The organism is Endozoicomonas sp. Z74, assembly GCF_057680865.1.
Genome location: NZ_JBLYZI010000081.1, coordinates 1 through 26,928, shown reverse-complemented (window position 1 = coordinate 26,928; position 26,928 = coordinate 1). Strand labels below are relative to the sequence as shown.

Annotated in this window: 27 protein-coding genes; 14 read left to right on the top strand and 13 right to left on the bottom strand. The window is 51.2% G+C overall.

Going from position 1 to position 26,928, the window contains the following annotated elements:
• Positions 1-159: 159 nt before the first annotated feature.
• Positions 160-1,086 carry a PP2C family serine/threonine-protein phosphatase gene (locus tag ACNRUY_RS19385; RefSeq protein WP_488113307.1) on the top strand — a complete coding sequence of 309 codons (927 nt, stop codon included), beginning with the start codon at positions 160-162 and terminating at the stop codon, positions 1,084-1,086.
• A gap of 80 nt (positions 1,087-1,166) precedes the next feature.
• On the opposite strand, the gene ACNRUY_RS19380 is transcribed toward ACNRUY_RS19385, so the two are convergent.
• Positions 1,167-1,748, bottom strand: coding sequence for a ProQ/FINO family protein (locus ACNRUY_RS19380; RefSeq protein ID WP_488113306.1), 582 nt, complete (start codon positions 1,746-1,748; stop codon positions 1,167-1,169).
• Between the two features lie 241 nt (positions 1,749-1,989).
• Between ACNRUY_RS19380 and ACNRUY_RS19375 the strand changes: the two genes are divergently transcribed.
• Positions 1,990-2,334: a high-potential iron-sulfur protein gene (locus ACNRUY_RS19375; protein ID WP_488113305.1), complete on the top strand. Its 345-nt coding sequence runs from the start codon at positions 1,990-1,992 to the stop codon at positions 2,332-2,334.
• Positions 2,335-2,340: 6 nt separating this feature from the next.
• On the opposite strand, the gene ACNRUY_RS19370 is transcribed toward ACNRUY_RS19375, so the two are convergent.
• Entirely contained in the window at positions 2,341-3,903 is a 1,563-nt protein-coding gene (locus ACNRUY_RS19370; RefSeq protein ID WP_488113304.1) for a cryptochrome/photolyase family protein, read from the bottom strand.
• Positions 3,904-4,069: 166 nt separating this feature from the next.
• On the opposite strand from ACNRUY_RS19370, the gene ACNRUY_RS19365 reads away from it, so the two are divergent.
• Positions 4,070-4,903, top strand: a complete 834-nt coding sequence (locus ACNRUY_RS19365) for an SDR family oxidoreductase (protein WP_488113303.1) — start codon at positions 4,070-4,072, stop codon at positions 4,901-4,903.
• Between the two features lie 10 nt (positions 4,904-4,913).
• On the opposite strand, the gene ACNRUY_RS19360 is transcribed toward ACNRUY_RS19365, so the two are convergent.
• The 4 genes from ACNRUY_RS19360 to ACNRUY_RS19345 are packed head-to-tail and all read right to left on the bottom strand — an operon-like array spanning position 4,914 to position 9,886.
• Complete coding sequence (locus ACNRUY_RS19360) at positions 4,914-6,008, bottom strand: DUF1513 domain-containing protein (protein ID WP_488113302.1); 1,095 nt, start codon at positions 6,006-6,008, stop codon at positions 4,914-4,916.
• A gap of 1 nt (position 6,009) precedes the next feature.
• Positions 6,010-7,059, bottom strand: a complete 1,050-nt coding sequence (locus ACNRUY_RS19355) for an imelysin family protein (protein ID WP_488113301.1) — start codon at positions 7,057-7,059, stop codon at positions 6,010-6,012.
• 26 nt (positions 7,060-7,085) lie between these two features.
• Complete coding sequence (locus tag ACNRUY_RS19350) at positions 7,086-8,513, bottom strand: di-heme oxidoreductase family protein (RefSeq protein ID WP_488113300.1); 1,428 nt, start codon at positions 8,511-8,513, stop codon at positions 7,086-7,088.
• 26 nt (positions 8,514-8,539) lie between these two features.
• Complete coding sequence (locus tag ACNRUY_RS19345; RefSeq protein WP_488113299.1) at positions 8,540-9,886, bottom strand: imelysin family protein; 1,347 nt, start codon at positions 9,884-9,886, stop codon at positions 8,540-8,542.
• A gap of 81 nt (positions 9,887-9,967) precedes the next feature.
• Between ACNRUY_RS19345 and ACNRUY_RS19340 the strand changes: the two genes are divergently transcribed.
• Positions 9,968-11,947, top strand: coding sequence for a hypothetical protein (locus ACNRUY_RS19340; RefSeq protein WP_488113298.1), 1,980 nt, complete (start codon positions 9,968-9,970; stop codon positions 11,945-11,947).
• Between the two features lie 30 nt (positions 11,948-11,977).
• Here the strand turns inward: ACNRUY_RS19340 and ACNRUY_RS19335 are convergent, their stop codons facing one another.
• From ACNRUY_RS19335 to ACNRUY_RS19325, 3 genes are all read right to left on the bottom strand, one after another.
• The gene (locus ACNRUY_RS19335; protein WP_488113297.1) at positions 11,978-13,012 is read right to left on the bottom strand and encodes a CNNM domain-containing protein; all 1,035 of its coding nucleotides are present in this window, start codon (positions 13,010-13,012) and stop codon (positions 11,978-11,980) included.
• Between the two features lie 94 nt (positions 13,013-13,106).
• Complete coding sequence (locus tag ACNRUY_RS19330; RefSeq protein WP_488113296.1) at positions 13,107-13,493, bottom strand: SET domain-containing protein; 387 nt, start codon at positions 13,491-13,493, stop codon at positions 13,107-13,109.
• A gap of 53 nt (positions 13,494-13,546) precedes the next feature.
• The gene (locus ACNRUY_RS19325; protein WP_488113295.1) at positions 13,547-14,671 is read right to left on the bottom strand and encodes a hypothetical protein; all 1,125 of its coding nucleotides are present in this window, start codon (positions 14,669-14,671) and stop codon (positions 13,547-13,549) included.
• A gap of 376 nt (positions 14,672-15,047) precedes the next feature.
• Between ACNRUY_RS19325 and ACNRUY_RS19320 the strand changes: the two genes are divergently transcribed.
• Together ACNRUY_RS19320 and ACNRUY_RS19315 are read left to right on the top strand one after the other, a co-directional pair.
• Positions 15,048-15,947 carry an SDR family NAD(P)-dependent oxidoreductase gene (locus tag ACNRUY_RS19320; protein WP_488113294.1) on the top strand — a complete coding sequence of 300 codons (900 nt, stop codon included), beginning with the start codon at positions 15,048-15,050 and terminating at the stop codon, positions 15,945-15,947.
• A 41-nt stretch (positions 15,948-15,988) separates the two neighbouring features.
• Positions 15,989-16,855: an SDR family NAD(P)-dependent oxidoreductase gene (locus ACNRUY_RS19315; RefSeq protein ID WP_488113293.1), complete on the top strand. Its 867-nt coding sequence runs from the start codon at positions 15,989-15,991 to the stop codon at positions 16,853-16,855.
• A gap of 19 nt (positions 16,856-16,874) precedes the next feature.
• Here the strand turns inward: ACNRUY_RS19315 and ACNRUY_RS19310 are convergent, their stop codons facing one another.
• The gene (locus ACNRUY_RS19310) at positions 16,875-17,408 is read right to left on the bottom strand and encodes a dihydrofolate reductase family protein (protein WP_488113292.1); all 534 of its coding nucleotides are present in this window, start codon (positions 17,406-17,408) and stop codon (positions 16,875-16,877) included.
• Between the two features lie 66 nt (positions 17,409-17,474).
• Positions 17,475-18,176: a class I SAM-dependent methyltransferase gene (locus ACNRUY_RS19305; RefSeq protein ID WP_488113291.1), complete on the bottom strand. Its 702-nt coding sequence runs from the start codon at positions 18,174-18,176 to the stop codon at positions 17,475-17,477.
• Positions 18,177-18,385: 209 nt separating this feature from the next.
• Here ACNRUY_RS19305 and ACNRUY_RS19300 point away from each other — a divergent pair, with 209 nt between their 5' ends.
• Entirely contained in the window at positions 18,386-18,907 is a 522-nt protein-coding gene (locus tag ACNRUY_RS19300) for a HugZ family pyridoxamine 5'-phosphate oxidase (protein ID WP_488113290.1), read from the top strand.
• A gap of 467 nt (positions 18,908-19,374) precedes the next feature.
• Here the strand turns inward: ACNRUY_RS19300 and ACNRUY_RS19295 are convergent, their stop codons facing one another.
• Complete coding sequence (locus ACNRUY_RS19295; protein WP_488113289.1) at positions 19,375-19,950, bottom strand: hypothetical protein; 576 nt, start codon at positions 19,948-19,950, stop codon at positions 19,375-19,377.
• Between the two features lie 271 nt (positions 19,951-20,221).
• Here ACNRUY_RS19295 and ribD point away from each other — a divergent pair, with 271 nt between their 5' ends.
• The 7 genes from ribD to ACNRUY_RS19260 all read left to right on the top strand — a co-directional run bounded on the left by ribD (position 20,222) and on the right by ACNRUY_RS19260 (position 25,986).
• Complete coding sequence (gene ribD, locus ACNRUY_RS19290; protein WP_488113288.1) at positions 20,222-21,349, top strand: bifunctional diaminohydroxyphosphoribosylaminopyrimidine deaminase/5-amino-6-(5-phosphoribosylamino)uracil reductase RibD; 1,128 nt, start codon at positions 20,222-20,224, stop codon at positions 21,347-21,349.
• 42 nt (positions 21,350-21,391) lie between these two features.
• On the top strand, positions 21,392-22,081 hold the full coding sequence (locus ACNRUY_RS19285) for a riboflavin synthase (RefSeq protein WP_488113287.1): 690 nt from the start codon (positions 21,392-21,394) through the stop codon (positions 22,079-22,081).
• Positions 22,082-22,221: 140 nt separating this feature from the next.
• A complete protein-coding gene (gene ribBA / locus ACNRUY_RS19280) occupies positions 22,222-23,334 on the top strand; it encodes a bifunctional 3,4-dihydroxy-2-butanone-4-phosphate synthase/GTP cyclohydrolase II (protein WP_488113286.1) in 1,113 nt (370 codons plus the stop codon).
• A gap of 104 nt (positions 23,335-23,438) precedes the next feature.
• Complete coding sequence (ribH, locus tag ACNRUY_RS19275; RefSeq protein WP_488113285.1) at positions 23,439-23,912, top strand: 6,7-dimethyl-8-ribityllumazine synthase; 474 nt, start codon at positions 23,439-23,441, stop codon at positions 23,910-23,912.
• Positions 23,913-23,928: 16 nt separating this feature from the next.
• Positions 23,929-24,402, top strand: a complete 474-nt coding sequence (nusB, locus tag ACNRUY_RS19270; RefSeq protein WP_488113308.1) for a transcription antitermination factor NusB — start codon at positions 23,929-23,931, stop codon at positions 24,400-24,402.
• Between the two features lie 79 nt (positions 24,403-24,481).
• Positions 24,482-25,474, top strand: coding sequence for a thiamine-phosphate kinase (gene thiL / locus ACNRUY_RS19265; protein WP_488113284.1), 993 nt, complete (start codon positions 24,482-24,484; stop codon positions 25,472-25,474).
• Between the two features lie 26 nt (positions 25,475-25,500).
• Positions 25,501-25,986: a phosphatidylglycerophosphatase A family protein gene (locus tag ACNRUY_RS19260; protein ID WP_488113283.1), complete on the top strand. Its 486-nt coding sequence runs from the start codon at positions 25,501-25,503 to the stop codon at positions 25,984-25,986.
• 34 nt (positions 25,987-26,020) lie between these two features.
• Here ACNRUY_RS19260 and ACNRUY_RS19255 read toward each other — a convergent pair whose 3' ends face one another.
• Positions 26,021-26,752 (bottom strand): thioredoxin family protein, encoded by a 732-nt coding sequence (locus tag ACNRUY_RS19255; RefSeq protein ID WP_488113282.1) that lies wholly within the window; start codon positions 26,750-26,752, stop codon positions 26,021-26,023.
• Positions 26,753-26,928 lie beyond the last annotated feature (176 nt).

Sequence of the window (26,928 nt, the reverse complement as noted above, 5' to 3'; positions counted from 1 at the left end):
GTCCGGGATCAGAGGCCTTGCCTGGTAACATGTCTTTGATCCGATCCCATTGATCATCTTTGAGTACTGTGCGAGCCATAGCAAACCAAATTCACATACTTTAGCTCACTATCAGCTGCCTTTCCGGTCTGGTTTCCAGCAATATGATTGAACGGTTAGATGATAACGCCGCCTAGAGAAAAACAAAAGATTCAGTGGTGTGGTTTTACCCATAAGGGAGAAGATACACGATGTGCTGGAGAGTTTTCCATTCCTGCTGGTGGCCAGGGCGAAGAAGTAACCGTTGTTTTTTCCGGGGTTTTTGATGGGCACATAGGGAAAGAAGCGTCCCAGCTGGTCAGTGAACAGCTGGGGAATCAATTGCAATACTGGCTGGAGCAGAGCTGTAGGGAAAAGATAGGGGCTCCTGAGGTTTACTTTGCTCTTACTAAAACGTTTCGTTGCTTGAGGGACAAGGTTAAAGCAGAGGTTGAAAAACTGGAGCATGGCCATCGATCTGGGCAGTTGCAAAATGGCAGGGGAACAACGGCCAACCTGATGGTCAAAATAAAGGATGACATCTACTTTGCCAATGCCGGTGATTCAAGAGCGCTCGTTATTACTAAGCCAAGTGGAAGCGTTCTTCAGGTTACCGAGGATGCCCGGTGCAATTTGAGTAAATATCAACAAATGGTGAAAGAGCGGGGTGGTTTTATAGCTCCACGGTGGAGAACCCGTGGTGACTTTGTTAATGGTGAGCTAACTAATCCAGCTTCTATAGGACATTATTATCTACGCGAGAATCATTTTTCAGGTGATCGCAGGTTTGGTGAAGTGGTATCTCCAGACCCAGTGATCACCTATGTCAATGCAAAAGATGTATCGGCAGTTATTCAGGCGACCGATGGCTTGTGGGGCATGGCCAGTTCTGATCAGGTCGGTGCCTGGTTTAAGGCGATTCCTGCAAAGGAACTGGATCACACAAAGATCCACAGCCTGGTGGGTAAGGCACACGCTGCATGGAAAGAGACCTCTCAGTCAGGGCAGATGGATGATATTACCGTCCAGGTCACTTTGATGGACAGTTCCACCCAGGAAAGGGTCTGATTGTCCGCTCAACGGATTAAAGAAAAGGCGGCTTGTGCTCTGGTGAGCCCAGCCGCTTTCTACTTAGCACTTCCCTGGGGTCAGGACTGACTTTTGGTCACGGAAAGCAGGCGGATTTCCTTGATGATCACCCGGTCTCTGGTGGTGACAAAATCACTGCTCTGGGTGAACAGTTTGATTTCGGCATCTACCGCTTCGCGCAATCGCACCCGGCCAGCAGGCTCACCCTTCAGATTAATTCTGGGAGCCCCTGGTTTGATGTTTTCCAGATACCGTTCCATGGTGGTGAAAAAGCGCAGGGCAATGGGGATGATGAAGTCCGGTAACAGGTTAGCGGCTTCCATCTCTTTGTGAATCCCGATTTTCAGAGGCTTTGGAGAGGAAACATTGAAGGCTTCTGGCCAGAGAATACGAACCAGCCGGAGCGCTTCGGTGTTCATGACATCGCTTTTGGGGCGGCTTTCCAGCCGGGTGAGTATTTTTCTGGCTTCTTCCGGAAGATGGCTGTAATCGCCCTCGGAGAACGTATTTTCAGGATGGGGGGCAGTGGGTGTTTCCAGTTCCTGGCTTTTTTCTCTGGACTCAGGGCTGCTGGCCCTGGACTCCAGGCGTTCTGTCAGCTCAAGGCTTTGGTCAGAAGTACTGCTTTTTGCTGATGTCATGGACTGCGTTGCTCACATAACCCGGGTTATATTGAATGATCCCTCAGTCAGTAGATAAGCCTCCCTGGCTGTCGGGAGCTCTATAATGACGGATTCAAGGCTATTGGGAAAGTCTGTTTTGTGCGGGAGGGTTTCACAACAGGTGATCCGAAGGTAAGGATTTGTCGTAATGATCAAAGTTAATGTAACCTCTGGAATGCTCAGGAAAATATCACGACCAATAATAGACTGAGGTAACGCTATGACCGAATGTGATGGTTCTCAACAGCAACCTGAGAAGGTCAAAAGTCGGAGGCAGTTCCTCCGCCTGGCTGCGGCTACTGCATTGATTCCCCTGCTGACTATCCGCTCCCAAACAGCGGAGGCCGCTCCTTTGCCAGCGCTAGAGGAATCCGATCCCACTGCAACGGCTCTTCTTTATAAGAAAACTCAGGAGGAGGCAAAAAAGGTCGCAGGCTACAAACCAGGCAGCCAGTGCCAGAACTGTGCCCTTTATACCGCTGGTAACCAGGGGTGCAAACTGTTTCCAGGAAAATCCGTTGAGCCGGAGGGCTGGTGTAAAGTCTGGGCGCCCAAGCCCGGTTAGCGTCCGTTACAGGTCTTCCAGATGATCCAGACACCATTGCGCCCTTTTTAACAGGCTCGACTTGTCATCGTTGCTTTTCTTATCCCAGTTTTTATAGGCAAGAGAAATTCTGGGATTTTTCTCAAGCATTGGCCGGTGTCTGTCCATAAAGTGCCAGTAAAGGCTATTGAGGGGGCAGGCATCGGGCGTCTCTTTTTTTCTGACGTTATAGGTGCAGCCGGTGCAATAGTCACTCATTCTCTGGGTATAAAGGCCGCTGGCGGCATAAGGCTTTGATGCCACCATGCCGCCATCGGCGTACTGGCTCATCCCCCGTGTATTGGGCAGTTCAACCCACTGGATGGCATCCACATAAATGCCGAGATACCACTGGTCCACCTGGTCCGGATCAATCCCTGCCAGCAGACAGAAATTTCCGGTGACCATTAGTCGTTGAATATGGTGGGCGTAGGCGAACACCAGAGATTGGTCGATGGCCTGGTGCAGGCAGTTCATTTTCGTTTCACCGTTCCAGAACCATTCTGGCAGCGGGCGCCGGGCTTTCAGATGATTCAAGGTTTCATAGTGGGGCATATTGCTCCAGTAAACGCCCCTGATGTACTCACGCCAGCCGAGAATCTGCCGGATAAAACCTTCAACCTGGTTGATGGACAGGGTATCAGGGTCGTTTTCCCAGGTCTGGACCGCCTGGTCAATGACTTCCCCGGGGTTCAGCATTTTGGTGTTGAGTGCAAAAGAAAGTCTTGAGTGATAGAGGCTCCACTGGTGTTGACTGTGCTCTGTCATGGCATCCTGAAAGCGGCCAAAAAAAGGCAGGCACTGTTTACAGAAGAAGTTCAGCAGGTGCAGGGATTGTTGGCGGGTTACGGGCCAGGGGAGTGTCTTTCCTGTCTTTCCGAGGGTATCCACCTTGTGGTGGCTCAGACGTTTGAGTACTCCACTGACTGGGTTAGCAAACACCAGGGGCTCAGGAATGTGTGCGAGGTCAGAGGGTTTGAATTTATGGCGGTTGTCGGCATCAAAATTCCATCGGCCCCCAACAGGCTGGTTCTCATCCATCAATATATTGTGTTGCCGACGCATTTTCCGATAAAACGTTTCCATTCGTCCGGGTTTCCCTGGGGGAAACCATTTTGACATTGTCTCCCAGGGCACCAGAAAGTGTTCACTGTCGTATTCAGTGACCTGAATATTGTCTCCCGGTTTGAAGGCCTGCAGTTGTTTCAGCAAGCGGTATTCATCCGGCCGCTGATATTCAAAATGCGCTATGGAGTGGCTCTGGCAGAGGTGACGCAGAAGGTCTGGAAGATCTGAAAAGCGTGCTGTCTGGTCCAGATTCAGGTGGATCACTTGATGACCGGCCTGCCTCAGGGTATCTGCGAACTGCTCCATGGCCAGGAAAAAACCACAGATTTTTTGAATATGGTGTCTGACATAGCCTGTTTCCTGAAGCAGTTCAGCCATCACATACAGGCATTGTTCATCGGGTTCTTGATACCAGCTGTGGCGGTCATTGAGCTGGTCGCCAAGCACCAGCCGGAGTTTGTTAAAGCGTTGTTTGTTTTTCATTGGTCCGCTCTTGGGCTATGGCCGCGTACCTCTTATTCATACTATGTCTATACGTCAGAGAAAAGCATCTGGTTGTCAGTGACTGGGCTGGGTTTTATGATGGGGTTCGACAGTCAGGGGGTTGTGAAAGCAAGCTCCAGCAGAATCACATAAAAAGAACGATAAAATGAACACTGTGGATTCAAAAATTATTCTGATTACGGGCGGAGCCCAGGGCATTGGACGTTTACTGGCAGAAAGAGCCGTTGATGAAAATGCCCAGGTCATTCTGTGGGATATCAATGCCGAAACATTGGCAACCACAGCCCAGGCACTCAAGCTTCGTGGAGGTCAGGTCTGGACCTGCCAGGTGGATCTGTCTTCGGTGGAATCTATTGAACGTGCGGCACGGGAGACGCTGGAACAGTTCAGATACATTGATATTCTGTTTAATAATGCCGGCATTGTGGTTGGGAAGGATTTTTCCGAACACAGCGCCCTGGATATAGAAAAGACGATGGCCGTGAACACCCTGGCTCCCATGCATGTTGCCAGAGCCTTTTTGCCTGCCATGACCCCAAGGCCGGAAACCCGCATTGTGAATATCGCCTCAGCGGCCGGTCTGGTTCCCAATCCGAAAATGTCGGTTTATGCCGCCAGTAAGTGGGCGGTTATTGGCTGGTCTGAATCCCTGCGTCTGGAGATCGAGCGGGAAGGGGGAGGGCTGAAAGTGACAACCGTCACCCCCAGTTATATTGATACCGGGATGTTTGATGGTGTTAAAGCACCATTGCTGACGCCATTAATCAAGCCAGAAAAAATGGCCGATGCCATCTGGCAGGGAATGAAAAAGGGCAAGGTCTATGTCAGGGCGCCCAAAATTGTAGGACTGGTGCCGTTTTTCCGGGGGATTATGCCTGCCCGGTTATTTGATCTGCTGTGTGGGAAAGGCTTGCGTATTTACAGCAGTATGAACGAGTTCAAGGGGCATACATCCACTCGACCTGCCGCAGAGCAGTGACGTGTAGCGGTTATATCGAAATCATATGATTATCCCAGTGGCATTCAGGGTAGTGAATCTGACTGCTCTGGCTGGCTTGGCCTTTATTACAGTTCAGAACCCTGATTTCACCAAGACCGTTGCTGACAGCGAGCTGTTGTTGATTCAAGACCGCCAGCCCTGCACAGTCCCTGCAGTGTAGCAGTGATTTCATCTCTCCTGACCGGGCGTTGATCAGGCCAATACGGTTCCCTCGGGGAGAGGTGACCGCAATGGTACTGACTTCAGGCATTATGGCCACGCTGGCAATATAGCCATTAAGAGCAAGCCATTGTTCAGGCAAGGCTTTAATGGGTTGAATCGGTTGTCCCAGGCGGTGGGTGAACACCAGGGGGAGAGCCTCATCATTTTCTCCCTGGTACTGCATGCCCGCAACGACCAGGCCATTATCTGCAACGTCAAGGTGCCGGATACTGAGTCGGGGGTCAATAAACGACTGTTGATCAATGATCTGGCCATTGGTGGCGTTCAGGTAAATCAGTTTCGGAGCCAGGGTATCCGGGTTAAGTGTTTTTCTGCCGGTATCCGGGTGAGTCTGGATACCACCAACAGCGATCACCAGGGTTTTGCCATCGGGCAGGATCTGAATGTCATGAGGACCCGGTGCTGGCAGTAACCACTCTCCTGCGCGGCGGAAATGGTTTTGGGCATCATAAATGCCGATCACCCCACTGAGCGATGCCATATGGTTTTCCGTGGTATACAGCCAGCGACCATCCGGGCTGAAGGTGCCATGCCCGTAATAATGACGCTGGTGTTCATGGGGCTGGACTCTGAATCGTTCAGGCTGGTCCCGGTTAATAATGTAGAACTGTGAGCCCGGGCGCCGGTCAAAGGCAATGATCTCGGAGCTTCCCGGGCGCTGGACAACATCATGGGCCCGGTGGGGCAGTTTTATAACGGTTTCGTTGACCCGGATGGGGTCAAATAATCGCAAGCTGTATTGTCCGTCAGAGTTTTTAGCCGCACTGACCAGGGTTTTATTGCTCTGGCTTGAGCAGCCACTGCCAATAAAAGAAACTCCCGCCAGAACCAGGCCGTTTTTCAGAATATCCCTGCGGAACATTTTAATCCCCATCGCTGGCATTGAAGCCAAGAGTCACGTTCATCTGACGGGCAGTGGTCACTACCTGTGAGCTGAGGCGATCAAGGTTTTGCTGGAGCTGTTGCAGCGCAACGACTTTTTTCTGGTTGAACGTTTCTTTGAAGCCTGGAGGCAACTGCTGAAGAGCATTGATGGGGCTATTCAAGTCTGTGGAGAGCTTCCTCCAGAGTGCCTGGTGGCCGACCTCTGGGGCCAGACTTTCGGCCAGGCTCACCAGAGATCCCATGGCCATCAGTGAAGTCTGAATATTCTCAAGGGATTGCTGGCTTCGCCAGGATTCAGCCATGAACAGGTTGGGAGGTGTCCGGCCGATGGGTAACGCCAGCTTTCGTTTAAGGCGGGACAGCTGGCTGTCCAGGCTGTTCAACAGCCAGCCATCAAAGCCGAGAGGCATTTCGTTTTTATCCGGAGACTTCTGCTCCATAGAGATCAGTTGCTGCTGAAAAGCCCCTCCTTTCTGCCAGCGTTGCTGCAGCTCTTCACTGTTGGCAAGCAGGGCTTTGGCATTTTCCTGAAGCAGCTGACAGTACTTTGAGGGACTCTGTTTCATGATAGTGCCTGCCTGAGCATCAAACAGCAGATACTCTGAGGCTGAGAGTCCCTGAAGGATAACGCTGTCGGATAAAATGGGAGGAGGTGCCGGGTGGTTGATCCGTTGTTGGATTTTTCGGCCCACGAGGTTTTTTTTGTCTGGCCAGAACTGAAAGCGCCAGCCTTCCATATCCTCTTCCAGCATCAGCTGGCTCACCGCTTCTGCCGACTGCCAGCTTAGCATGGTGTTCCGCCATTGCTCTTGAAGCTCGCCAAAGGCTTGCTGGTCAGGGAAACTGTGGGGATTGGCGCAAAAGAGGGCTGCAGCAGTGCCCAACTGTTCAGCCTGAGTGACCAGGTGCCCATAACGGGGTTGAATTTCGTCTTTGAGGAGCACCATCAAGGGGGAAGGCGCCTGTTTTCCCGAAAGCGACCGTTCACAGCCGGTTATACCGGGTAAGGCCATTACCACGATTGCCATGAATGCGACTGCGTGTCTATTTTTCTTCATAAGGATTCAACAAAATGGATCATCGCTGACCGGTCTTCTGAGGACAGTTCAAGCACCTTCTGCCGGGCACTTTCTGCTTCCCCCCCATGCCAGAGAATGGCTTCCATCAGGTTTCGGGCCCTGCCGTCATGGAGGAAGCCGGCTTGTTCATTGACGCTTTTTGAGTGCCCTATACCCCATAGTGGTGGTGTCCGCCACTCCCGGCCATTGGCCAGAAACTCTGGCCGGTTGTCTGCCAGCCCATCTCCCATATCGTGTAAAAGCAGGTCGGTGTATGGCCAGATAGTCTGTCTGGCCTGTTCCGGAGCCGCATCGGCTACTGTTGTGTAAGACGGGGTATGGCATGTAGAACAACCACTGTCGTGGAATAGCTGCTTGCCTTTAAGGACCTGATCATTCCTGGCATTTATCCTCACGGGGACGGCCAGGTTGCGGGAGTAAAACGTGACCTTTTGGAGAATATTGTCAGACACTTCCGGGTGTTCTCCAGTGGTCTGCTGCCAGCAGCTTTTCTGTGACGGTGTGCAGTTTTCACTCATGAACAGGGTACTGGTTAAGCCCATATCCCCTTTAAAAGCGGCGGCATTCTGCTGTTCCAGGGTTGGCTGGCCGGCTTTCCAGCCAAACCGGCCGATGACCAGTTTGTTCCGCTCCACATCCCATACCCGGTTGGCCCGGCCAGATATGCCATCGTCGTTCATGTCGCTGGGGTCTTCCTGGCTGAGCAGGTCCCTGGCTGAAATGGCCTCCAACAGGCCCAGGCCGATCATGGGCGGGGCAACACGGGCAGACATCATGATCTGACCGGTGCCTTCAGAGGAGAGTGGGCCGAACCCCGGCTCTTCGATGGTGACGATGGGCTTTCGAAGCTCAATGGACTCTCCATCGTTAAACCGCACCCTCTGGTATTGGTAGCGGACTCGAACGCGGCCTTCCGGGATCCCTCCGGGCAAGGTGACATCCTGCAGCTGACCGCCATAGACCGGATGAGGCAGGGTCCCGCTGTGTTCCAATTGCTTCTTCTGTGAGGCTGTGGTTGCTGGAATACTCAGCCGCACCAGCATGGAGACGCGGTTGAACTCGCCGTCATCAGGAGCATGCCCCCTGCCATCCTTGATATGGCAGTTCTGGCAGGCATTGGTATTGAACAGTGGCCCCAGGCCGTCCCTGGCTGCGGTACTGGCCGGTGCAGCCACCCAGGGGTTGCGGAAAAAGCTGTTACCGACACTGAAATCCAGGCGACGGCTGACCGCCATATTGGCAGAAGGCAGGGAGAAAGCGTTGCGACCTGATACGGTCACTGAGGCATCCCCTGCCGGGCGTTCTTCCCCGGGCTCGTAACTGACCTTTTCCGTTTTTCCACAGCCTGACAGCCCCGCTCCCAGAAGCAGGGCAAGCCAGGGAATGCTTAAGTGCTTTTTCATGAATTTTCCATGGCCAATCACGATCATTAAAACTGGTGATCGGCATTATCCGGGTTCAGCTGCTGGATACCCACCAGTGCAGCGACCTGTTCAATGGCGCTGGTCTGGGCAACCAGTGAGCCAATGGCGGATTGCACCAGAGCATTGCCTTCAGGGTTACTGGCGGCGATCAGCTGGTCGAAGGCGGTGTTATTGTGCTCCGCGGATTCTACCAGTTTCTGCAGTTCTTCCCGGCTTTTATCAAAGTGGCCGATGATGGAGATGGCCTCTTCCTGATTCAGGGTGGTCACCAGTTCTGCCAGGCTTGGCCCGGTGATGACGTCACCGTTCACGCGCTGGTACTGGCCGGTGTAGACATTCCGGATTCCCTGGTTGTTATAAAAATGAGAGTAGTGGGTGTTGTCACTGAAGCAGTCATGCTCATCTTCGGTGGAGTTGGCTTCAAGGGCGACTTTCATGCGCTCTCCAGCCAGTTCTCCCAGAGACAGGCTGCCCATGCCAAACAGCATTTTGCGAAAGCCCTGGTCGGTAGGCTCTGTAACCAGTGTCGCACGGTAATTGTCGTTTTTATCCGGTTGCCATTGACCGGTCATGAACTCAAGATCGTTGATCAGCAGGTCTACCGTGGTCAGCAGGTATTGCCCACGGCGCTCGCAGTGGCCTCCGGTACAGGCGTTGCCCCTGGCGAAGTCAGTGGCAGGGCGACTCCCGGCACCGGGCCCGGTGCCATTGAGGTCCTGTCCCCACAACAGAAATTCTATGGCGTGATACCCCGTGGCAACATTGGCTTCGCTGCCTCCCAGTTCGTTCAGGTCTGCCAGTATTTCCGGGGTCAGCTGGGCCAGATCCAGTGTTTCACCCCCAAAGTTTAACCGGGCATTACCGACAATATTGGCCAGGGCGCCGTCATTACCCATTTCAAAGTCATACTGGCTGGACTGTACGTAATCGATCAGGCCTTCATCCAGAGGCCAGGCGTTAAGTTGTCCTTCCCAGTTATCGACCACGGGGTTACCGAATCGGAACACTTCACTTTGCTGGTAGGGAACCCGGGCGGCTTTCCAGGCGGCCTTTGCCTGATCAAGGGTTTTCTCTGAGGGGTTGGCCACCAGCTCGGCACTGGCTTTTTTCAATGCTGTGGCGGTGGTCAGAGCATCTTCATAGGTGGCCAGGGCGACATCGGCGTAATGATTGATAATCGCACGGGCTTTTTCCGGATAAACAGGAGAGCCGGGCTCCGCAGACGACTCGATGACAGGACTATTCTGGGAATCTGACGTCAGTTGTTCGTTATTGCTGTTGTTGCAGCCTGTCAGTAAGGCAGAAATAACGATGGCTGAGCTGGCCAGAGAGAGTGAAAGGGTATGGTTCATTCTGAAGGCCCTCCAAGGCTTTTATTGATCTAAGTCAATCGTTGTTGAGCGCATTATAATGAGAATGATTCTTATTACAAGGTGTTTGTTGATGATGTCATTCCGGCATTTGAATCTACTGGCATTAGTTATACTCACTGTTGCTCTTTCTTCAGCTTGCTCTGCTTTGAACGGAAGGTGTTACCAGTGAAAGATAGGTCTTTGTATCAGGGGGTTTTCAGATCAGTGTCTGTCATGGCTTTATGCTTATGCTGGAATGCCTGGGGACAGTTTGTTGTGGTCGATTTTGCCGGACGGGATGATGAGGCCACGGGTATTATTTTCAATGGTACGGATATTATTCTGGCAGGAACTTCCCGCTGGAATAATAAAAGTGCCGATATTGTTTTTACCACCATGGATCGCTCAGGATCAAGTTTGTCCAAACTGTTTGTACGAAAAGACGCCCCTGTTGAGTCGCTCTGTCAGTCCACCCTGTATTCCAAAGATTCCAGAAAATTGTTTATTCTCAGTGAAAAACAACAGGAGCCTGCTTTCCAGGTAAAGCTGGCTTGCCTGTCTAAGGGGTGTCTTCATGAGAGTCAAACATTTGATCTACCCCTGAACGAGCCTATTTATGAACATCGAGCCCATAGGGAGTGTCACTGGAATAATAAGAAACTGTTCTCGTCTGGTGATTCATTATTACTGGTTGGCGTTTATGAAAACTGGATGCCAGGTGAACCGCAGTCTTTTCTATTGAAGAACAAGGTGGTGAAGATGACCTTTTCAGCAGAAAGTCTGGATCGTTTTGAAAGAGTGGAACTCAGTAATTGTTCGAACCACCTGTCAAATGAATTTGAAGTGGCTGATATGCTCATTCACGAGAAGACTCTTTTTATTGGGGGGGCTTTGCAGGGGGATTTTGCTTTTATTGCTTGCAATCTGGTGGATGGAACAGAAAAGGCTGAGTTTGGAAAAGACGGTCTTCTGTTGTCAGGAGTCCAGGGGTGGCATGATCATATGAGTGTTATTTTAGAGGATGGTTTTAATCTGTACGGGGTGGGAACATCGATAAACCCTCGTGGGGAAGAGAGATTAGTCATTGCCAAATTGTATAGGTCGGGTCACCCGGATTGGGGGTTTGGGGATGATGGGGTGAAGGTTTATGATGAGTTGCCTGCTGGAGTGAGCGTGGTTGCTTCTGTAATACATGGTTTACATCATAGTAGAATAAATGGGGTCGACCAGATCGGTGAGGGGTTTATCATAATACTTTTGAAGAGCAGGGAAGCACTTGATGGAAGTCATTATTACCTGGCGTCAATCCAGTTGGATGGGACGATCAATCGTCACGTTAATGATACTGGCTGGATTCGTATTGATATTGATGAAGAGACTATTGAGATACATACGATTGCCTGTCACCCTGATGGTTTTTACTTGCTTGCAGGCAATATTCTCACTGAACATGATGAAGTGGATTGGGATTTCCTGGTAATGGCAGTCAATCCTGACGGCACATGGCGAGATGACTTTGGTGTTGATGGTGTGGGGCTTAAGTCAGAATTAAACCGGTATGTCCGGGATCGTATGAAGAATGGCGAAAGATTCTCAAAGCCACCTTATAATTTCATCAGTATTGCTTCAAAAGACTGCAGCAAAGTCATTTTACCGCTCACTCGAAAAGACCATGTGGATTATTGTTCCAATATGACCAGTATGTTGTGGGAGTACAAAACAGATGTTCAGAATAACCCTCCTGATTGGGCCTGGACCAGAAGGTGGATATTGAGAGCTCTTGTAGACTGTGACTGTCGAATGTTTACCCTGGAAGAATATGAACCTGAGCTTATATTGGTTCCCGATCCTAGAACCGTTATACAGACAACCCCAGCTAACATTGATGAAAACAATACCGAACAGCGGGGCTCATCGATAGAGCCCTTAAAGGTAGCTATTGGGGGCTCAGTGGCCGTTATTCTGGTTTCAGGTGCGTCAGTCTATATTTACTACCGCTGGCAACAAAAGCGAAGGGCTCAGCTGGATGGAAGCCCCTCGGAGATGGTACATCTGGAATAGGATAACTGAGTTAAGGAAATACCTTCTGAATTAATGACTGGTCGTCAGCCGGTGTGCCCATTTTTCCTTGGCGGCCAGCTGCATATCTTCCACTTCATCACTTTCATCCACGATCTCGCGGCCCAGCAGGGTTTCGATCATGTCTTCCAGGGTGACGATACCGCGGATATCGCCGTATTCGGTGACGACAATGGCGATATGACTGCGTTTTTCCAGCAGGGTGGCCATCAGCTTGGGAAGGGACTCTTTCTCAAGTACTGCGATGATGGGGCGTTTCAGTTTTTCCAGGGTGGTACTGTTCCCTTCCTGCATATGCGACAGCAATATGTCATTTTTCATTACAAAGCCGTTGATGTCGTCAGGGTCCTCCCCGTAAACCGGAATCCTGGAAAAGCCACTGCCGGAATACTCCTTCATATAGGTTTCAGTGGTCAGATTCTGGGGCAGGGAAAACAGTACTGACCGGGGAGTCATGATTTCCACAATCTGAAGATCCCTGAAGCGTAGCATGTTTTTCATCAGCTCCGATTCGGTTCCCTGCAGAGCGCCTTCCTGGTGGCCAAGATCGGCCATGGCACGGATTTCATCCCGAAGATAAGGGTTGGTTTTGTCCTTTGGGGTCAGTTTTCGGGTAAGCAGCTCTGTCACCCAGATTAACGGTAGCAGCAGTTTGATCATTAACCTCACACCTACAGCCATAACCGGTGTCAGGGGTTGCCACCAGGTGGCGCCGATGGTTTTTGGAATGATTTCAGACAGCAGCAGGATAACCAGGGTTAATGCGGCTGAGAATATACCGATATAAGCGTCTCCAAAGACTTTAGCTGCCTGGGCACCCGCACCTGCCGCACCGATGGTGTGGGCAATGGTATTCAGAGTCAGGATAGCTGCCAGGGGACGATCCACATGATCATGAAGCTCCCGGACAAGGGCTGCCCATCGGCTGTTTTTCTGCTCCAGGCTGACCACATAGGCTGGAGATATGCTCAAGAGAACGGCTTCAAAGACCGAGCAAATAAAGGATACCGCAACGGCAACCAGTACATACGCAACAAGCGTAACCACAAAAGGCTCCACAGGTGAACAAGGGGAGATTATTTTAGCTTGAGAAAATATCTGTGGCGATCAATATTAACGAATATTACACAGCGGGTTATAGCTATTTCAGCCAGGGATTGTCCCCTAAGCTCCACAGAGGAGATTGGTCATTGGGCGTGCCGTTGTAATTGATGGTAATTTCATCATTGGCAAGAATCTTACGAATGGCAACAAACTCTATAAGCTGCTGATCCTGGCGGGGTATATAGATGGCGTTGGGCGTATAAGAATGGTTATAAATAGAACCCAGCCCAAGCGCCAAAGCTCCCTGATCCTGATGTTTACCCCAAGAGAAGTAGTAATTATAGAGCACAGTGACTTCAAGGTATTCAACGTCGTCTTTGGGGATTTCCAGAACCGGGCAGCGCTCGATCAGCTGATTTCTTTCTATTTTCTGGTCGGTAAATACACCTCTGCCTTTACCATTGCTGCTGGCAATATAAAGCATGGTGCGCAAAGCTCAATGGGGCGTCTCCCAAGCATACAGGCTGCATGAAGGGCTTACCACCCATCAAGGTAGTCGGCAATAACATCCCGGTTTTTATCGGAGTGGCGATAACAGTTGCTTCTGACTGGCAGGCTGATTGGATAGACGGTGGTTTCACACCACCAGCCATTGTAAAGGACTTCAGAGTGCTCATGGCGGCCATTGAACATATGACTCAGTTCATGGCCCACTACCTGATAACCGTTATTCGAGGCGATGGCATATTGTCCTCCGATATAGGCAAGCCCAAGATAGAGCCAGTTAAGCTGGTATTCGGTAACCAGCATGAACTTGGTATGAAAATAACTGCCCCATAGATTGTGCTGGTCCCGATATTTTTCGATCAGCCTGGCCAGCTTACTCAGCTTTTTACTCGGGTCACCCAGATAGCTGAAATAATTGAAGCTCTGTATTTCGGGGGCGGTCCTGAAATCGATGACAATTTCACTGAACAGGTGGGGGCGGCCCTTATCTCTTTGGCGCTGATTGATCAGGTTCATTTCATTGACCCACCAGCCAAACAGTTCCTGGGTAATCTTGCTGACGCTGTCTTTGAGGTCATTGTGCTTGAATACATAGATGTGAAGGCGTCTGTTTCCCTTGTTGGCAAATGACCCCTGAATGCCAGGACGACCGGTGAACTCTTCAGGGCTAGTCAGCTCTATATCAAGGGGTTGATTCCTGTGTTGTTCACTTCGCTCTGGCTGTGTCTGAAGCCGTTCTTCCCTGGCCTCATTTTCATTGAAACGAACTTGGTAGTGGACGAGCTGGTCTTCCACAACATCCCGGCGATTGAGCATCAGAGTGTCATTCTCCATGGCCAGAATGGCGGGCTGATCGTCCACTTCTGCCTGGTAGAGCAACAGTTCGGTGTCTTTTCCATCCTTAAGTGTTCTTACGGGCAAAGGCTCCAGAAGCGTTACCATTTTTGAATCGCCGCTCGCCTGATAGCGAAACTTTATGCTTCCGTCTGAGGGAGCGCCTGCCGTTTGCAGGCTGACGGTTGCAGGTGTTTTCAGGTGGGCCATGATTTTTTGAAGGCCGTCCTCTTCAAGGGAAAGCCCATCTGCCTGTGACACTATTGAAATGGTCAGTAGTGCCAGTCCTACTGGTTTTGACAAGCTTCTGATGTTTTTCATTGGAACCCTCCATGGTCAGTCTGGTAGTCGGCCGCAAGAGGGAATTCTTTTATTGCCTGAAGATGTGTATAACCCGTGACTGCATATAGAAACGGCGGTTATATTGCTGGTGATGACTGATTGAATGTCAGACCAGCAAACTGCAAATGGGGGAGAGGTTATGTTGTTACAGTTCCTGCGGGATCTTCATGCCATGCACTGGGCACCCAAACTGATTCTGGCCCTGGTTGTGCTGAAGACGGTTTCTGTGATGATCAGGGAGGCTCAGCTTTTATAAGGGGGCATTGATTGTTCCGGGTGATTTATAGGGTTGTTAACACTGGCCTCTCGTCTACTTTTATACCCTTGTTGGTGTTTCCACAGAGGCCGTCACCTTATGTACAGGTTGTTGATTCTCGCCTGCCTGATTCTAGCCGGGCATGTTCATGCTGCTCCCCGAGTGGTTCTGGTCACCGGTGCTTCCCAGGGGATTGGCAGGGAGACCGTGCTGCAACTTTCATCTGAGCCGGACAAGTTCAAGGTGTACGGCACTTATTTCAGAAAACCGGTGAGGGCCGGGGACTTCCCGGGGGTCACCTTTCTGGCACTGGACCAGACCGACCCGCAATCGATCAGCAGGGTGGTTGCAGAGATAAAATCAAGGGAAAAGCGTCTGGATGTGCTGGTCAACAACGCCGGTATCGGTGTTTATGGTCCCCTTGAAGCTCTGTCGTCACAGGATATCCAGACTCAATTCCAGGCTAACCTGGTGGGACCGGTGATATTAATGAAAGAGGTTTTACCCTTGATGCGGGCCAACCGCTATGGGCGACTGATTAATGTCTCTTCTACGGCGGGTGCCGTAGGTTTACCGTTTATGGATGTCTACTCCGGGTCTAAATTTGGGCTGGAAGGCACTTGTGCCGCCCTGGCCGGGTACGTGGGAAGGCTGGGGGATGGAGCGGATATTCACTGCCGGGTGATTGAGCCTGGCTATACTCGAACGGCCTTCCGCAGAAACTCCATCCAGCCTATGAAGGTACCTGCGGTCTACCGGAAAATATGGCCACAGTTCCTGGAAACCCTGGACGAACGGCTGGCTAAAGGTCAACCTCCAAGAGAGGTGGCCCTGGTGATTCGTGAGATGATCAACGACCCTTCACCTGTCCCCTTCCGTGTGCAACCGAATCCGGTGAGAAAAGCCTTTTTACGGGATGAACAGAAAGTGGATATCAGTGGCGATTCACTGGTGGTAAAAAAATCACCGGAGCAGTTGTACCCGGGAGCTGGCCGGTGATTCAGGTTGCTTTGGTTCGGTGAGTTCAAAGAGGGCTTTCAATGGGCAAGCACAACAGGAAAAAAGTGATTCTGGTTACTGGAGCCTCCCGCGGCATCGGGCGGTCACTGGTTGAGTTGCTGGCATCGCGGCTGGACGATTTCCAGGTTTATGGCACTTACCATTCCACTTTTGTGGAGGATGGGGAAGTTTCTGGTGTCAGGTTTCTGCCTATGGATCAGGCCTCTTATGACTCTATCTGCAATGTGGTGCAAACCATTTACTCCAGGGAACAGCGTCTGGATATGCTGGTGAATAATGCCGGTATTGGGATCTATGGGCCGCTTGAGGCGCTGAGCGCTGCTGCTATTCGGAGGCAGTTTCAGGTTAATGTGGAAGGGCCTTTATTGTTGATGAAGAAAGTTTTGCCCCTGATGAGAGCCAACCGGTTTGGGCGCATTATTAATGTGTCGTCCATTGCTGGCCTGGTTGCGATTCCTTTTATGGATATTTATTGTGGATCCAAGTTTGCCCTTGAAGGCGTCACTGCTGCCGTTCAGGGTTATGTGGGTTTGATGGGGGATGGTGCAGATATTCAGTGCCATGTGGTTGAACCGGGATATACGGATACGGAGTTTCGTGAGAGAGCGGCTTCGCCGTCAGCTATACCAGATATATATATTGATTCATGGCAGCGTTTCAGCAAGCTGCAGGATGATGGGCTGGCTGATGCTCAGCCAGCTCTTGAAGTTGCCCAGGTGATTCTGAAAATGCTGGAGACTACTGATAAAAAGGAGAAAAAGTCCCCCTTCCGGTGGCAGACTCACGATAAGCGCCGTGCCTTTCTGGAGGGCAGGGGGGTGGATACCAACGGTGCCTCAATTGTTATTCCTGATGACCATACCCCTATTGGGCGCAAGTGGAACTGAATACCGGCTGACTGCCTGGCTATCGTTTTCGTCGATAGTGGCTCTGTACCAGGGCATTCAGTAATACCTCTGTACTGACATGTTCAAAGGTCAATGACTCGACAAGTGAACCAAACAGGGGAACACCTCCTCCCAGAATAACGGGTATCTGGGTAATAACCAGCTCATCAATCCGGTCTTCTGACAGAAACGATTGAATGGTTTTGCCTCCATCAATATAAAGCCTTTGAAAGCCCTGCTGATGAAGAGTGTTCACCACGTTTTCGAGAGAGCCCTTTATCAGGTGAACTTTATTCTGAAAGCCTTCAGGAATGGACTGCATGGAAGAACTCAGAACAAAGACTGGCTTACTGTAAGGCCACTGACCCTCAAAGCCTCTAACGGTATCAAAGGTGTTACGGCCCATGACCAGGGCATCAATACTGGCCATGAAACGATTAAATCCGAGGTCATTGTTATCAGGGGCAGCCGTCTGGTGCAGCCAGTCCAGTCCTCCTTCAGAGTCAGCAATATAGCCGTCAAGGCTGGTGGCTATATAGACAATATTAGTCATGCTTTTCTGACCTAAGAGTAAATGAAAATCTAAATACGAGTTTACAGGTGACCTGAAGTGCAAGGGTTAAGGCATGATCTTGCACTTGAAAAAGATAAACTGTGGATTTCGGGACAAGTGGTGAAACTTGCCTGAATCGATGCCCTCCATGCTGGCGGATGGCTTTCCTTCGTAGAGGTCAGCCACATAAAGCCCGGCATTTGAAAGGCTGGTGAACAGCTCACTCAGTGGACGTCGGTAAAATTGAACTTCCACTGGCTGGCCGATGGTGTCCCACTGCTCGACGATCAGCTCTCTTTTGAAATAACTACTGGATGGGGAAGGTTCATAATCAAGCATGGGGTGATGGGTTGAAAAAACAAAAGAACCGTCGTTTTTTAAGACGCGCTTGATATCCGCCAGTATGAGCGACCAGTCTTCAATATAGTGGAGGGTTAATGGGCAGATCACCAGGTCAAAAGTATTGTCCTGCTCCTCAGGCAGGCCCTCACTCAAGTCCTGGGTGTAACAAGTCACTGCGTCCCTGAATCGCTCTGATACCCGGGCAATCATTTCGGAAGAACGGTCAACCCCGGTGACCTGGGCCCCCTGATCCAGAAAATGCTCAATGTACATGCCTGGCCCACAGCCAAGATCCAGGACGCGAAGGCCTTTGAGTTCAGGAAGCATGGACAACAGTGACGGGCGTTCAAGGTGAGCATTGTAAATGTTGTCAGAAATGGCGGTTTCGTATTCTCTGGCAAAGCGGCTGTACATCGGGGCAGTCATGGCGTTGCTGGTTCCGGCTTATGGTTATGGGGGCCAGATGTTACTGTCATGGCACCTGAAGCCTCAATGCGCATATTTACCTGTAAGGCCGTGAGTTTGGAGGCAGTCATTTGTATCTTGCCTGTTGACCAGCAAAAGCACGGTTTATAGGCGGGCAGCCTTGAGGTATAGTGTTGTGTTAATAATATTGATTCGCATTTAAGGTGTTCATGAGTAATCCGATAAAAATGGTCGAGGGTGAAGAGCTGGCAGCAATAGCCGACAACTGTCAGGTTCTGGTGGCTTCACAAAAGACATTAACGCTTTCTACCCTGTCGTCGGAGGGCAGGCCTGAAATCAGTTACACCCCTTATATAAAAGGGGAAGACGGTGTGTTTTATATTTTTGTCAGTGAACTGGCGCACCATACGCCTAATCTGCAGTCCAACCCCTTCTGCTCGGTTTTTTTTGCTGCGCCAGAGTCAGAAACACGCAATCTTTTTGCCAGGGAAAGGGTGTTTTACCACTGTGAGGTGCAGGAACTGCTCCGTGGAACCCCGGAGTGTGATCATCGTATCGACCAGATGGAGGCAGAGTTTGGCAACACCGTAGAGTTGCTTCGTGGTCTGCCTGACTTTCATCTTTTTGCACTCAAGCCTGTGGGTGGGCAATACACTGTTGGTTTTGGCAAGGCGTTTACCATTAATCCGGATGGTTCTCTGACGCATATTGTGATCGACAGGACAAAGTAGTGTGAAATGCCGTTAATGATTAAGGCTGAACCTATTCGCCATTCAGCCTTTTTATTATAGGAATTTCTTTTAGACTGGTAGCCCCAAAGCTCTCTATTGAGCCCGAAACTATAGGGATGGTGTTATGGCATATATTTTTCTTCTTCGGGTTTTGTCTTGAGAGTAGCCATCCCATAATTGTTCGGCCCTTCTGTGGGCCTCATCAGGATGAGCAAACTCTAAAACCATTGTTCGGGGTTGTTGCCACCAGTCTTCTCCTGACTCCCTTGCGGTAAGGCTGGTTAAGATATATGTTTTTTCTTCCCCATAGTAAATGGTAAAAAATTTTAACTTATAGCCATTCATGTAGTGCTGGTTTTGAAAACAATAGTTTTGATTGCTTGACTCAAATAAAAAAGCGATTGTTGCCCCTTGGTGGTCGTGGCTAAACGGAGAGTTGTTAAAGTCTGGAAATGTTTTTAATGGGGTTAAATTAAGCTGGTATTTTTGATTGGTGGCGACTGTATTACCTTCGGAATTTGTTTTAAGTGTGTATAATTTTGTATGGATTGGCTAAGGTTGCAGTATTCCTTGTCTTCAAATTGCTCGAACCATTCATCATCAAAGCAAGGGTTGATTCTGGGCGTGAAAAACTGCTGAATGGTCATTTCGAAATACTTATGCTCAGATAGCATTTGTATCAACCTGGCTGTGAAATGGCTTTTATCTGTCGTGCTGTTGCAAATTCTTACCTTTCCCTCAAGTGCATGTGGTTGTGATGGTGGATTGTTAAATGTATTTTCAGTGCTGTTTTTACTTAATGAATGAAAAAAATGTAAAATGTCATCATAAAGGTTGGGGTTGCTGAAGTCTGTGATCATGAATGATTGTGGTTCTTGGCAGTCTGTTGTTTCAGGCGTTCCTTTGGTCATGATTTTTTCTGACATCTTCTGGGTTATTTCAGGGCATAGTCGATCAATTTCCTGGTCAATAGAGGGTTCACCACACCACGCATGGACTGTTATGAAAAAACAGTTTGTTAGTCCGATGATACTTTTTTTCATGGGGACGGTTTCCTGTTTCCTGTTGGCTGTTTTTTTTAAAGTTGAAACGTAATTCTTTTCGCATTGAGTGACTGACTATAGCTACTAATAAAACTTTTTCATGGTGTGCAGACTATTACATAAGGTCCGGCGGTGACCGTTGTGGCTACTCTGGACTTGGCTGTTTATGACGAATCGTGCAATTCTCTAATTCATCGGTATGATGGTCGAGCGCATTTTCGTACAAAACGCTGAAGTTATTTTTGATCTGTAACGTTGCAAAGGTTGCTTAATGAGTGATGTGTCGGGTGACTACCACTTTATGGCAAGGGCCCTGAAGCTGGCCCGCAACGGCTGGTATACCACCATGCCAAACCCCAGAGTCGGGTGTGTCATTGTCGATCCTGATGGAAATATTGTGGGTGAAGGCTGGCACGAACGGGTCGGTGAACCCCATGCTGAGGTGCATGCCCTGCGGACTGCCGGTGATCGGGCCAGAGGCGCTACCGCTTTTGTCACCCTGGAACCCTGCAGTCATTTCGGCAGAACCCCTCCCTGTGCGGAAGCCCTGAAGGCGGCGGGGGTTGCCCGTGTTGTGGCGGCAGTACAGGATGCTAATCCTGAAGTCTCCGGCCGGGGTATGAAAATACTGGAAGAGGCGGGTATTGAAACCTGTTCCGGTGTGCTTGAGAAAGAAGCCAGTGCTCTGAATGAAGGTTTTTTCAAGCGCATGAAAACCGGCCACCCACTGGTCAGGGCCAAGCTGGCCATGAGCCTGGATGGCCGGACGGCTATGGCCAGTGGCGAATCCCAGTGGATCACTGGACCGGACGCCCGGGGTGAAGTTCAGAAGCTGCGGGCCGGAAGTTGCGCCATTGTCACCGGGGTGGGTTCCATTCTGGCGGATGATTCTTCCCTGACCCTGAGAGCCAGTGAGTTGCCGCTTCCCGATGCAGAGGTTATCTGCCAGCGACAGCCCCTGAGAGTGGTGCTGGATTCTTCATTGCAGACACCGCCTTCGGCCAAAGTGGTGACGGGGCCTGGACACTGTCTGATTGTGACTGCCACTTCAGGCAATAACGAAAAACGCAGGCTGCTGGAACAGGCGGGGGCTGAGATCCTGGCGCTACCCGGACAGGAAGGAAAGATTGATCTCCAGGCTCTGTTACTGGAACTGGGTAACCGCCAGTGCAATGAGGTATTGCTGGAAACCGGTGCCACCCTGGCAGGTGGAATGATGGCAGAAGGCCTGGTGGACGAGCTGGTGGTATTTATGGCCCCGGTTTTGATGGGATCAGAGGCGAGACCCCTGTTACACTTGCCCCTTAATCAAATGGCTGACAAAAAGCCCCTGGATATTCTGGATATCCGGGCGGTGGGTGCTGACTGGAAAATAACCGCCCGCCCTGCCGTTGGCTGAATTAGCAAGCACACATTGTTTAGAATCTGACTGGAATCCATCATGTTTACCGGAATCATTGAAGCGGTTGGCGAAGTCCATGCCATGGAAAAACGCCAGGGGGATCTTCGGCTCCATATCCGTTCGGGCAAGTTGGACCTGTCTGATGTTCAGCTGGGGGACAGCATCGCAACGAACGGTGTCTGCCTGACGGTGGTTGAGCTGCCGGCTCAGGGTTTTGTTGCCGACGTCTCCCTGGAGACGCTGGAGATGTCGACCCTTGGGGCGCTCTCTGTGGGCAGCAGGGTCAATCTGGAGAAAGCTCTGACCCCCACTTCCCGGCTTGGAGGTCACCTGGTCAGCGGGCATGTGGATGGTGTTGGCCGCATCGTTTCGGTAGAGCCTGCCGCCCGTTCCACCCTGTTCCGGGTAGAGGCACCTGGGCATCTGGCAAAATACATTGCCCATAAAGGCTCGGTGACCGTGGATGGCATCAGTCTGACCGTTAATGCTGTGGACGTTAACCGGTTTGCCTTGAATATTGTTCCACACACTCAGCAGGAAACCACCATCAGTACCTGGCGTCCCGGAAGCCAGGTGAACCTGGAAGTGGATCAGATTGCCCGCTATCTGGAGCGTCTTCTGGACCCTTCTCTTCAGGTTTCAGAGCCGGTTTCCGGCGATGCCACTTCGAGCCGAAGTTCAGGGCTCTCGGAAGCCTTTCTGGCTGAGCATGGCTTTCTGGGCAAATAGCCGTCTGATAAATAGCCCCGTAACAGCTGTTCACCATTGATTAAAAAGGTAGAATAGCGACCAGACAGCCCTGAGCAAATAAAAAGCCCTGAGCTGATTGAAACTGCGCCGGAGAAAGCACCGCGCTTCAGAGGGACGTTATGCAGCTGAATTCCATCGAAGAACTCCTAGAGGACATTCGCCTCGGCAAGCCCGTCATCCTGATGGATGATGAAGATCGTGAGAACGAAGGTGACCTGATCATCGCGGCCGAGAAGATTACGCCGGAAATCGTTAACTTTATGACCCGTGAAGCCAGGGGGTTGCTGTGCCTGACCCTGACCGGCGAGCGGTGCGATTTTCTGGGTTTGCCACAGATGGTTGGGGCAGGCGATAACCAGTCCGGTTATGGCACGCCATTCACTGTGTCCATTGAAGCGGCGGAAGGGGTCACGACCGGTATTTCGGCCCAGGATCGTGCGAAAACCATATTGACCGCAGTGGATGCCACTTCCCGTCCTGAAGACATTGTCCAGCCGGGTCATATCTTCCCACTGCGGGCCCGTCCCGGTGGTGTTCTGAGCCGGGCGGGTCATACCGAAGCCGGTTGTGATCTGGCACGTCTGGCCGGGCTGACGCCAGCGGCGGCGATTATTGAGATTATGAAAGAAGACGGCTCCATGGCCCGCAGGCCGGACCTGGAAGCCTTTGCCGAAACCCATGGTCTGAAGATTGGCACCATTGCCGATCTGATCCACTACCGGATTCTCAATGAGAAGACCGTTGAGCCGGTGGAGCGTCGGACCCTGAATACCGATTTCGGTCCCTTTGACCTCACGGTGTATCACGACAGCATTGGTAATTGTAAGCACCTGGCTCTGAGTAAAGGCTATATTACTCCGGACTCTCCGGTTCTGGTCCGGGTGCACGCCATGGAACCTTTCCGGGACCTGCTGGCGGCTCATACCGATGGGCGCCAGAGCTGGTCACTGCATAAGGCCATGGCCAAAGTGGCTGAGGAAGGCGCCGGTGTGGTGGTGCTGCTGGATTCTGGCAGCCATCAGGAACTGGGCCAGGCGCTGGAGCGCTTTTTTGACAGCCGGGACCGCTCTTCCGATGGCATGTCCCGGGCTTACCAGGCGATTGGTACCGGGTCCCAGATTCTGCGGGATCTGGGTGTGGGTAAAATGCGGCTGCTCAGTTCACCGATCCGCTTTGCGGCTCTGTCCGGTTTTGATCTGGAAGTGGTGGAATATCTGCCCTCTGGCGACTGATTGGTCGCCCCGTTCTCACGGTTATCCGTAGAACGCTTAAATTAAGGATTATCGGGCGATGGTTGTTTAAGCCATCGCTCTCTTTCATTCATGAGGAAGAAAACATGGCTGTGAAAACCATTGAGGGTTCACTGCAGGCCAATGGCGGAAGGTACGCCATTGTCGTAGGACGCTGGAATGCTTTTGTCGTTGAAAGCCTGGTACAGGGGGCACTGGACTCACTGACCCGGCACGGCGTTCCGGAAGAGGACATTACTGTGATCCGCTGCCCGGGTGCCATGGAAATTCCGCTGACCGTCAAGAAGGCGGCCAAAACCGGCCGGTTTGATGCGGTTGTTGCCCTTGGTGCGGTGATTCGTGGTGGTACTCCACACTTCGACTTCGTAGCCAACGAATGTGTAAAGGGACTTTCCCAGGTTAACCTGGAGTTTGAAATTCCGGTAGCCTTTGGCGTTCTGACTGTGGATACCATCGAGCAGGCGATTGAGCGCTCAGGTACCAAGGCAGGCAACAAAGGTGAAGAAGCCGCAATGGCCGCCTTTGAAATGGTGTCCCTGTTAAAACAACTGGAGGCTTGAGGTGAGCACCTCGCCAATGAAACCCCAAGGCAAGAAAAACGCCGACCGGCCCAAGCCGTCGGCCCGCCGGAGAGCCAGGCAGCTGGCCCTCCAGGCCCTGTATCAGTGGCAGATGGCCAAGTCATCACTGGTTCAGATTGAAAGTCAGTTCCGTGCGGATAACGACCTCAGCAAGGTGGATGACGGCTATTTCAGTGCCATTCTGCACGGTGTTCCCCAGCAGGTGGCCCATCTGGATGAAGCGATGACTGCCGTTCTGGACCGTCCCCTGGAGCAGCTGGACCCGGTAGAACTGGCCGCGCTGCGGATTGGCTGCTTTGAGCTGATCAACCGTAAGGATGTGCCTTACCGGGTGGTGATTAATGAAGCCATTGAGCTGGTCAAGCGCTTTGGTGCCCAGGACTCCCACCGCTATATTAATGGTATTCTTGACAAGCTGGCTCCCCGCCTGCGGGCTGATGAAGTCAAGGCTTATCGCAAAAAGCCCTGAGCTTTGATCAGTCCTGAGCTTTGATAAGATAAGTCACTGCCCGCGGATTATTCCCGCCCCTGACTGTAACCCGGATACTATGGCCGTTGGTGAATTTGAGCTGATACAACACTATTTTGCCCGCCCTGAGCTGTCCGCTGATCGGGTAAAAGAGCAGGGAAAATACACCGACGGTCTGCTGGGGATAGGCGACGACTGTGCATTATTGGCGGTTCCTCCGGGAATGCAGCTGGCTCAGTCTCTGGACACGCTGGTGGAAGGGGTACACTTTCCCCGGGAGTGTGATCCCTATGCCCTGGGTTATCGGGCTCTGGCCGTTAATCTCAGTGATCTGGCGGCCATGGGGGCAGAACCTCACAGCTTCACCATGGGATTGACGCTTCCTGATACCTCTGAAGTCTGGCTTCAGGGCTTCAGTGACGGGCTGTCAAAACTGGCCATGAAAGCGGGGATTGCCCTGATCGGGGGGGATACCACCCGTGGGCCTCTGACGTTATCCCTGCAGGTTCAAGGTCTTGTTCCCACGGGTAAAGCGCTTCTTCGCAGTGGTGCACAGCCGGGCGATCTGATCTGTGTCACGGGAACCCTTGGGGATGCAGCGGGAGCTCTGCCCTTTGTACTGGCGGGAGAAAGTGTCCGTCAGCAGGAAGATGACTCGCTCCGGTATTTGCTGACCCGTTACTGGTTCCCCTGCCCCCGGCTCTCTGCAGGGCAGTGGCTGAGGGAAAACGGAGCCTCTGCAGCCCTGGATATTTCCGATGGGCTGCTGGGGGATCTGGGGCATATCCTCAAGGCCAGCGGCGTAGGGGCTGAAATTGACCCGGCCCTGGTACCCCGTTCAGCAACACTCAATCGGCAGTATGACCGCGAGAAGGCATTACAGCTGGCATTGACCGGGGGCGATGACTATGAACTTTGTTTTACCGTTCCCCGCCCTGTGGCCGAGTCCCTGCCTTCGGTATTGGAAGATGGCTGTCGTATTACCTGCATAGGCCAGATTACCGATGAGCCTGGCGTTATCAGGGATCCATTGGGTGATGTATTAAAAGCACGGGCCTATACCCATTTCTAACTTTTGTCCATTTGAATATTGAGCCTATGACTGCCAAGCCTGTGACTCCCGGAAATAGTTGCTGGAAAAACCCCATTCACTTTCTGGCGTTCGGCTGTGGCAGTGGTCTGTCTCCCAAAGCACCGGGTACCTTCGGCACCCTGGCTGCCATTCCCTTTTATCTGCTGATGCAGGGGCTGCCGCTTTGGGGGTATCTGGGAGTGGTTCTTGTAGCTACACTGGCGGGTTTCTGGTTCTGTGATCGAACCTCCAAAGACCTGGGCGTTCACGATCATCCAGCCATTGTCTGGGACGAGTTCTGTGGTTTCTGGATCACCATGATTGCGGCTCCCACAGGCTGGCTCTGGGTGGTGGTGGGTTTTGTGCTGTTCCGGATATTTGATATCTGGAAGCCCTGGCCGATCCGCTGGCTGGATAAGAAAGTGCATGGCGGCTTTGGCATTATGGTGGACGATCTGCTGGCCGGTGTGTTTGCCTGGGGGGGGCTTCAGTTGCTCCATATATTGGCTTAAAGTGTTTGTTGAGGCGAGCAGTGTTATGACGAGCCTAGCGATTTGAATGTAATCGTCTATATATCAACCAAAAAACACAAGTCGAAACCACCAAGACTTTCCATGCAACGTCATAATCGTCGCTTTCCTCGGTAGTTGGTTCACCTAACACCCGTTTCATTGAACGAATAATATCCTCAGAGTATTGATATAGATACTTGAGTTCTTTTTGACCATTTTTGTTGAAGATGTTTTTCAGTAACCGCCCTTCTGAGGATAAAAACAGTATTCTTGGAACATAGTCTCCTTCTGGTTCAAACTTTTTCTCTTTGGGCGCTTGATCAGTCCTCAGGTTGACCATTACGAACCTTTCGCTTAGCTCTTGCAGTTCAGTGGGGTGGGTAAATGTTGGCTTTAGATCATTGCAGGATTTGCAGCGTGGCGAATGGATAAGCAGCATAATGGGTTTGTGGGTGGAGCTTGCCATATACTGGGCATCAGCCAAATCCGTGCACCAGTAAATTTTGTCATTAAACCCTCGGGCATGTTCATTATCTCTACCGCAGTCACAATTAGCAAAAGTATGATGTTCCTTCAAGGCCTGTTTCATTGAGTTCACTACACTCCCAGAGCTGTCATAAAAATGACGGTAATCTGCCATTCCTCCCTGGTTTATGATGTGCTTCTGAACCTGTCCTTTAGGGGACAGGAAGAATATTCTTGGAACATATGCCCCGTCAGGACTGAATTCATCTTCTTCGGGTTCCTCATCCACGGTGATTTTCAAGAAAGATGTCGCCTCAACCTATGCAGCTAAATCATAGTGCTGCTGATTTTCTGATCGCTCAGGGTTTAGCCATACTTCAGTGGGTAACTGCCAGTTTCTGGTATTGCGGCTTCCCCAGCGTTCTGGGTGTTGCTCCTTCGCTTTACGATAAACAGCTTCTCGGTTTATTACTTTCT

Bases quoted from the DNA above. Each gene is read 5' to 3' on its own strand.
- ribD (WP_488113288.1), top strand. From the start codon at position 20,222: ATGAGTGATGTGTCGGGTGACTACCACTTTATGGCAAGGGCCCTGAAG.
- ACNRUY_RS19325 (WP_488113295.1), bottom strand. From the start codon at position 14,671: ATGAAAAACATCAGAAGCTTGTCAAAACCAGTAGGACTGGCACTACTG.
- ACNRUY_RS19350 (WP_488113300.1), bottom strand. From the start codon at position 8,513: ATGAAAAAGCACTTAAGCATTCCCTGGCTTGCCCTGCTTCTGGGAGCG.
- ribBA (WP_488113286.1), top strand. From the start codon at position 22,222: ATGCAGCTGAATTCCATCGAAGAACTCCTAGAGGACATTCGCCTCGGC.
- ACNRUY_RS19380 (WP_488113306.1), bottom strand. From the start codon at position 1,748: ATGACATCAGCAAAAAGCAGTACTTCTGACCAAAGCCTTGAGCTGACA.
- ACNRUY_RS19300 (WP_488113290.1), top strand. From the start codon at position 18,386: ATGAGTAATCCGATAAAAATGGTCGAGGGTGAAGAGCTGGCAGCAATA.
- ACNRUY_RS19315 (WP_488113293.1), top strand. From the start codon at position 15,989: ATGGGCAAGCACAACAGGAAAAAAGTGATTCTGGTTACTGGAGCCTCC.
- ACNRUY_RS19285 (WP_488113287.1), top strand. From the start codon at position 21,392: ATGTTTACCGGAATCATTGAAGCGGTTGGCGAAGTCCATGCCATGGAA.
- ACNRUY_RS19320 (WP_488113294.1), top strand. From the start codon at position 15,048: ATGTACAGGTTGTTGATTCTCGCCTGCCTGATTCTAGCCGGGCATGTT.
- ACNRUY_RS19355 (WP_488113301.1), bottom strand. From the start codon at position 7,059: ATGGCAATCGTGGTAATGGCCTTACCCGGTATAACCGGCTGTGAACGG.
- ACNRUY_RS19260 (WP_488113283.1), top strand. From the start codon at position 25,501: ATGACTGCCAAGCCTGTGACTCCCGGAAATAGTTGCTGGAAAAACCCC.
- ACNRUY_RS19365 (WP_488113303.1), top strand. From the start codon at position 4,070: ATGAACACTGTGGATTCAAAAATTATTCTGATTACGGGCGGAGCCCAG.
- ACNRUY_RS19310 (WP_488113292.1), bottom strand. From the start codon at position 17,408: ATGACTAATATTGTCTATATAGCCACCAGCCTTGACGGCTATATTGCT.
- ACNRUY_RS19385 (WP_488113307.1), top strand. From the start codon at position 160: ATGATAACGCCGCCTAGAGAAAAACAAAAGATTCAGTGGTGTGGTTTT.
- thiL (WP_488113284.1), top strand. From the start codon at position 24,482: ATGGCCGTTGGTGAATTTGAGCTGATACAACACTATTTTGCCCGCCCT.
- ACNRUY_RS19375 (WP_488113305.1), top strand. From the start codon at position 1,990: ATGACCGAATGTGATGGTTCTCAACAGCAACCTGAGAAGGTCAAAAGT.
- ACNRUY_RS19330 (WP_488113296.1), bottom strand. From the start codon at position 13,493: ATGCTTTATATTGCCAGCAGCAATGGTAAAGGCAGAGGTGTATTTACC.
- ACNRUY_RS19305 (WP_488113291.1), bottom strand. From the start codon at position 18,176: ATGACTGCCCCGATGTACAGCCGCTTTGCCAGAGAATACGAAACCGCC.
- ACNRUY_RS19345 (WP_488113299.1), bottom strand. From the start codon at position 9,886: ATGAACCATACCCTTTCACTCTCTCTGGCCAGCTCAGCCATCGTTATT.
- nusB (WP_488113308.1), top strand. From the start codon at position 23,929: ATGAAACCCCAAGGCAAGAAAAACGCCGACCGGCCCAAGCCGTCGGCC.
- ACNRUY_RS19360 (WP_488113302.1), bottom strand. From the start codon at position 6,008: ATGTTCCGCAGGGATATTCTGAAAAACGGCCTGGTTCTGGCGGGAGTT.
- ACNRUY_RS19295 (WP_488113289.1), bottom strand. From the start codon at position 19,950: ATGAAAAAAAGTATCATCGGACTAACAAACTGTTTTTTCATAACAGTC.
- ribH (WP_488113285.1), top strand. From the start codon at position 23,439: ATGGCTGTGAAAACCATTGAGGGTTCACTGCAGGCCAATGGCGGAAGG.
- ACNRUY_RS19370 (WP_488113304.1), bottom strand. From the start codon at position 3,903: ATGAAAAACAAACAACGCTTTAACAAACTCCGGCTGGTGCTTGGCGAC.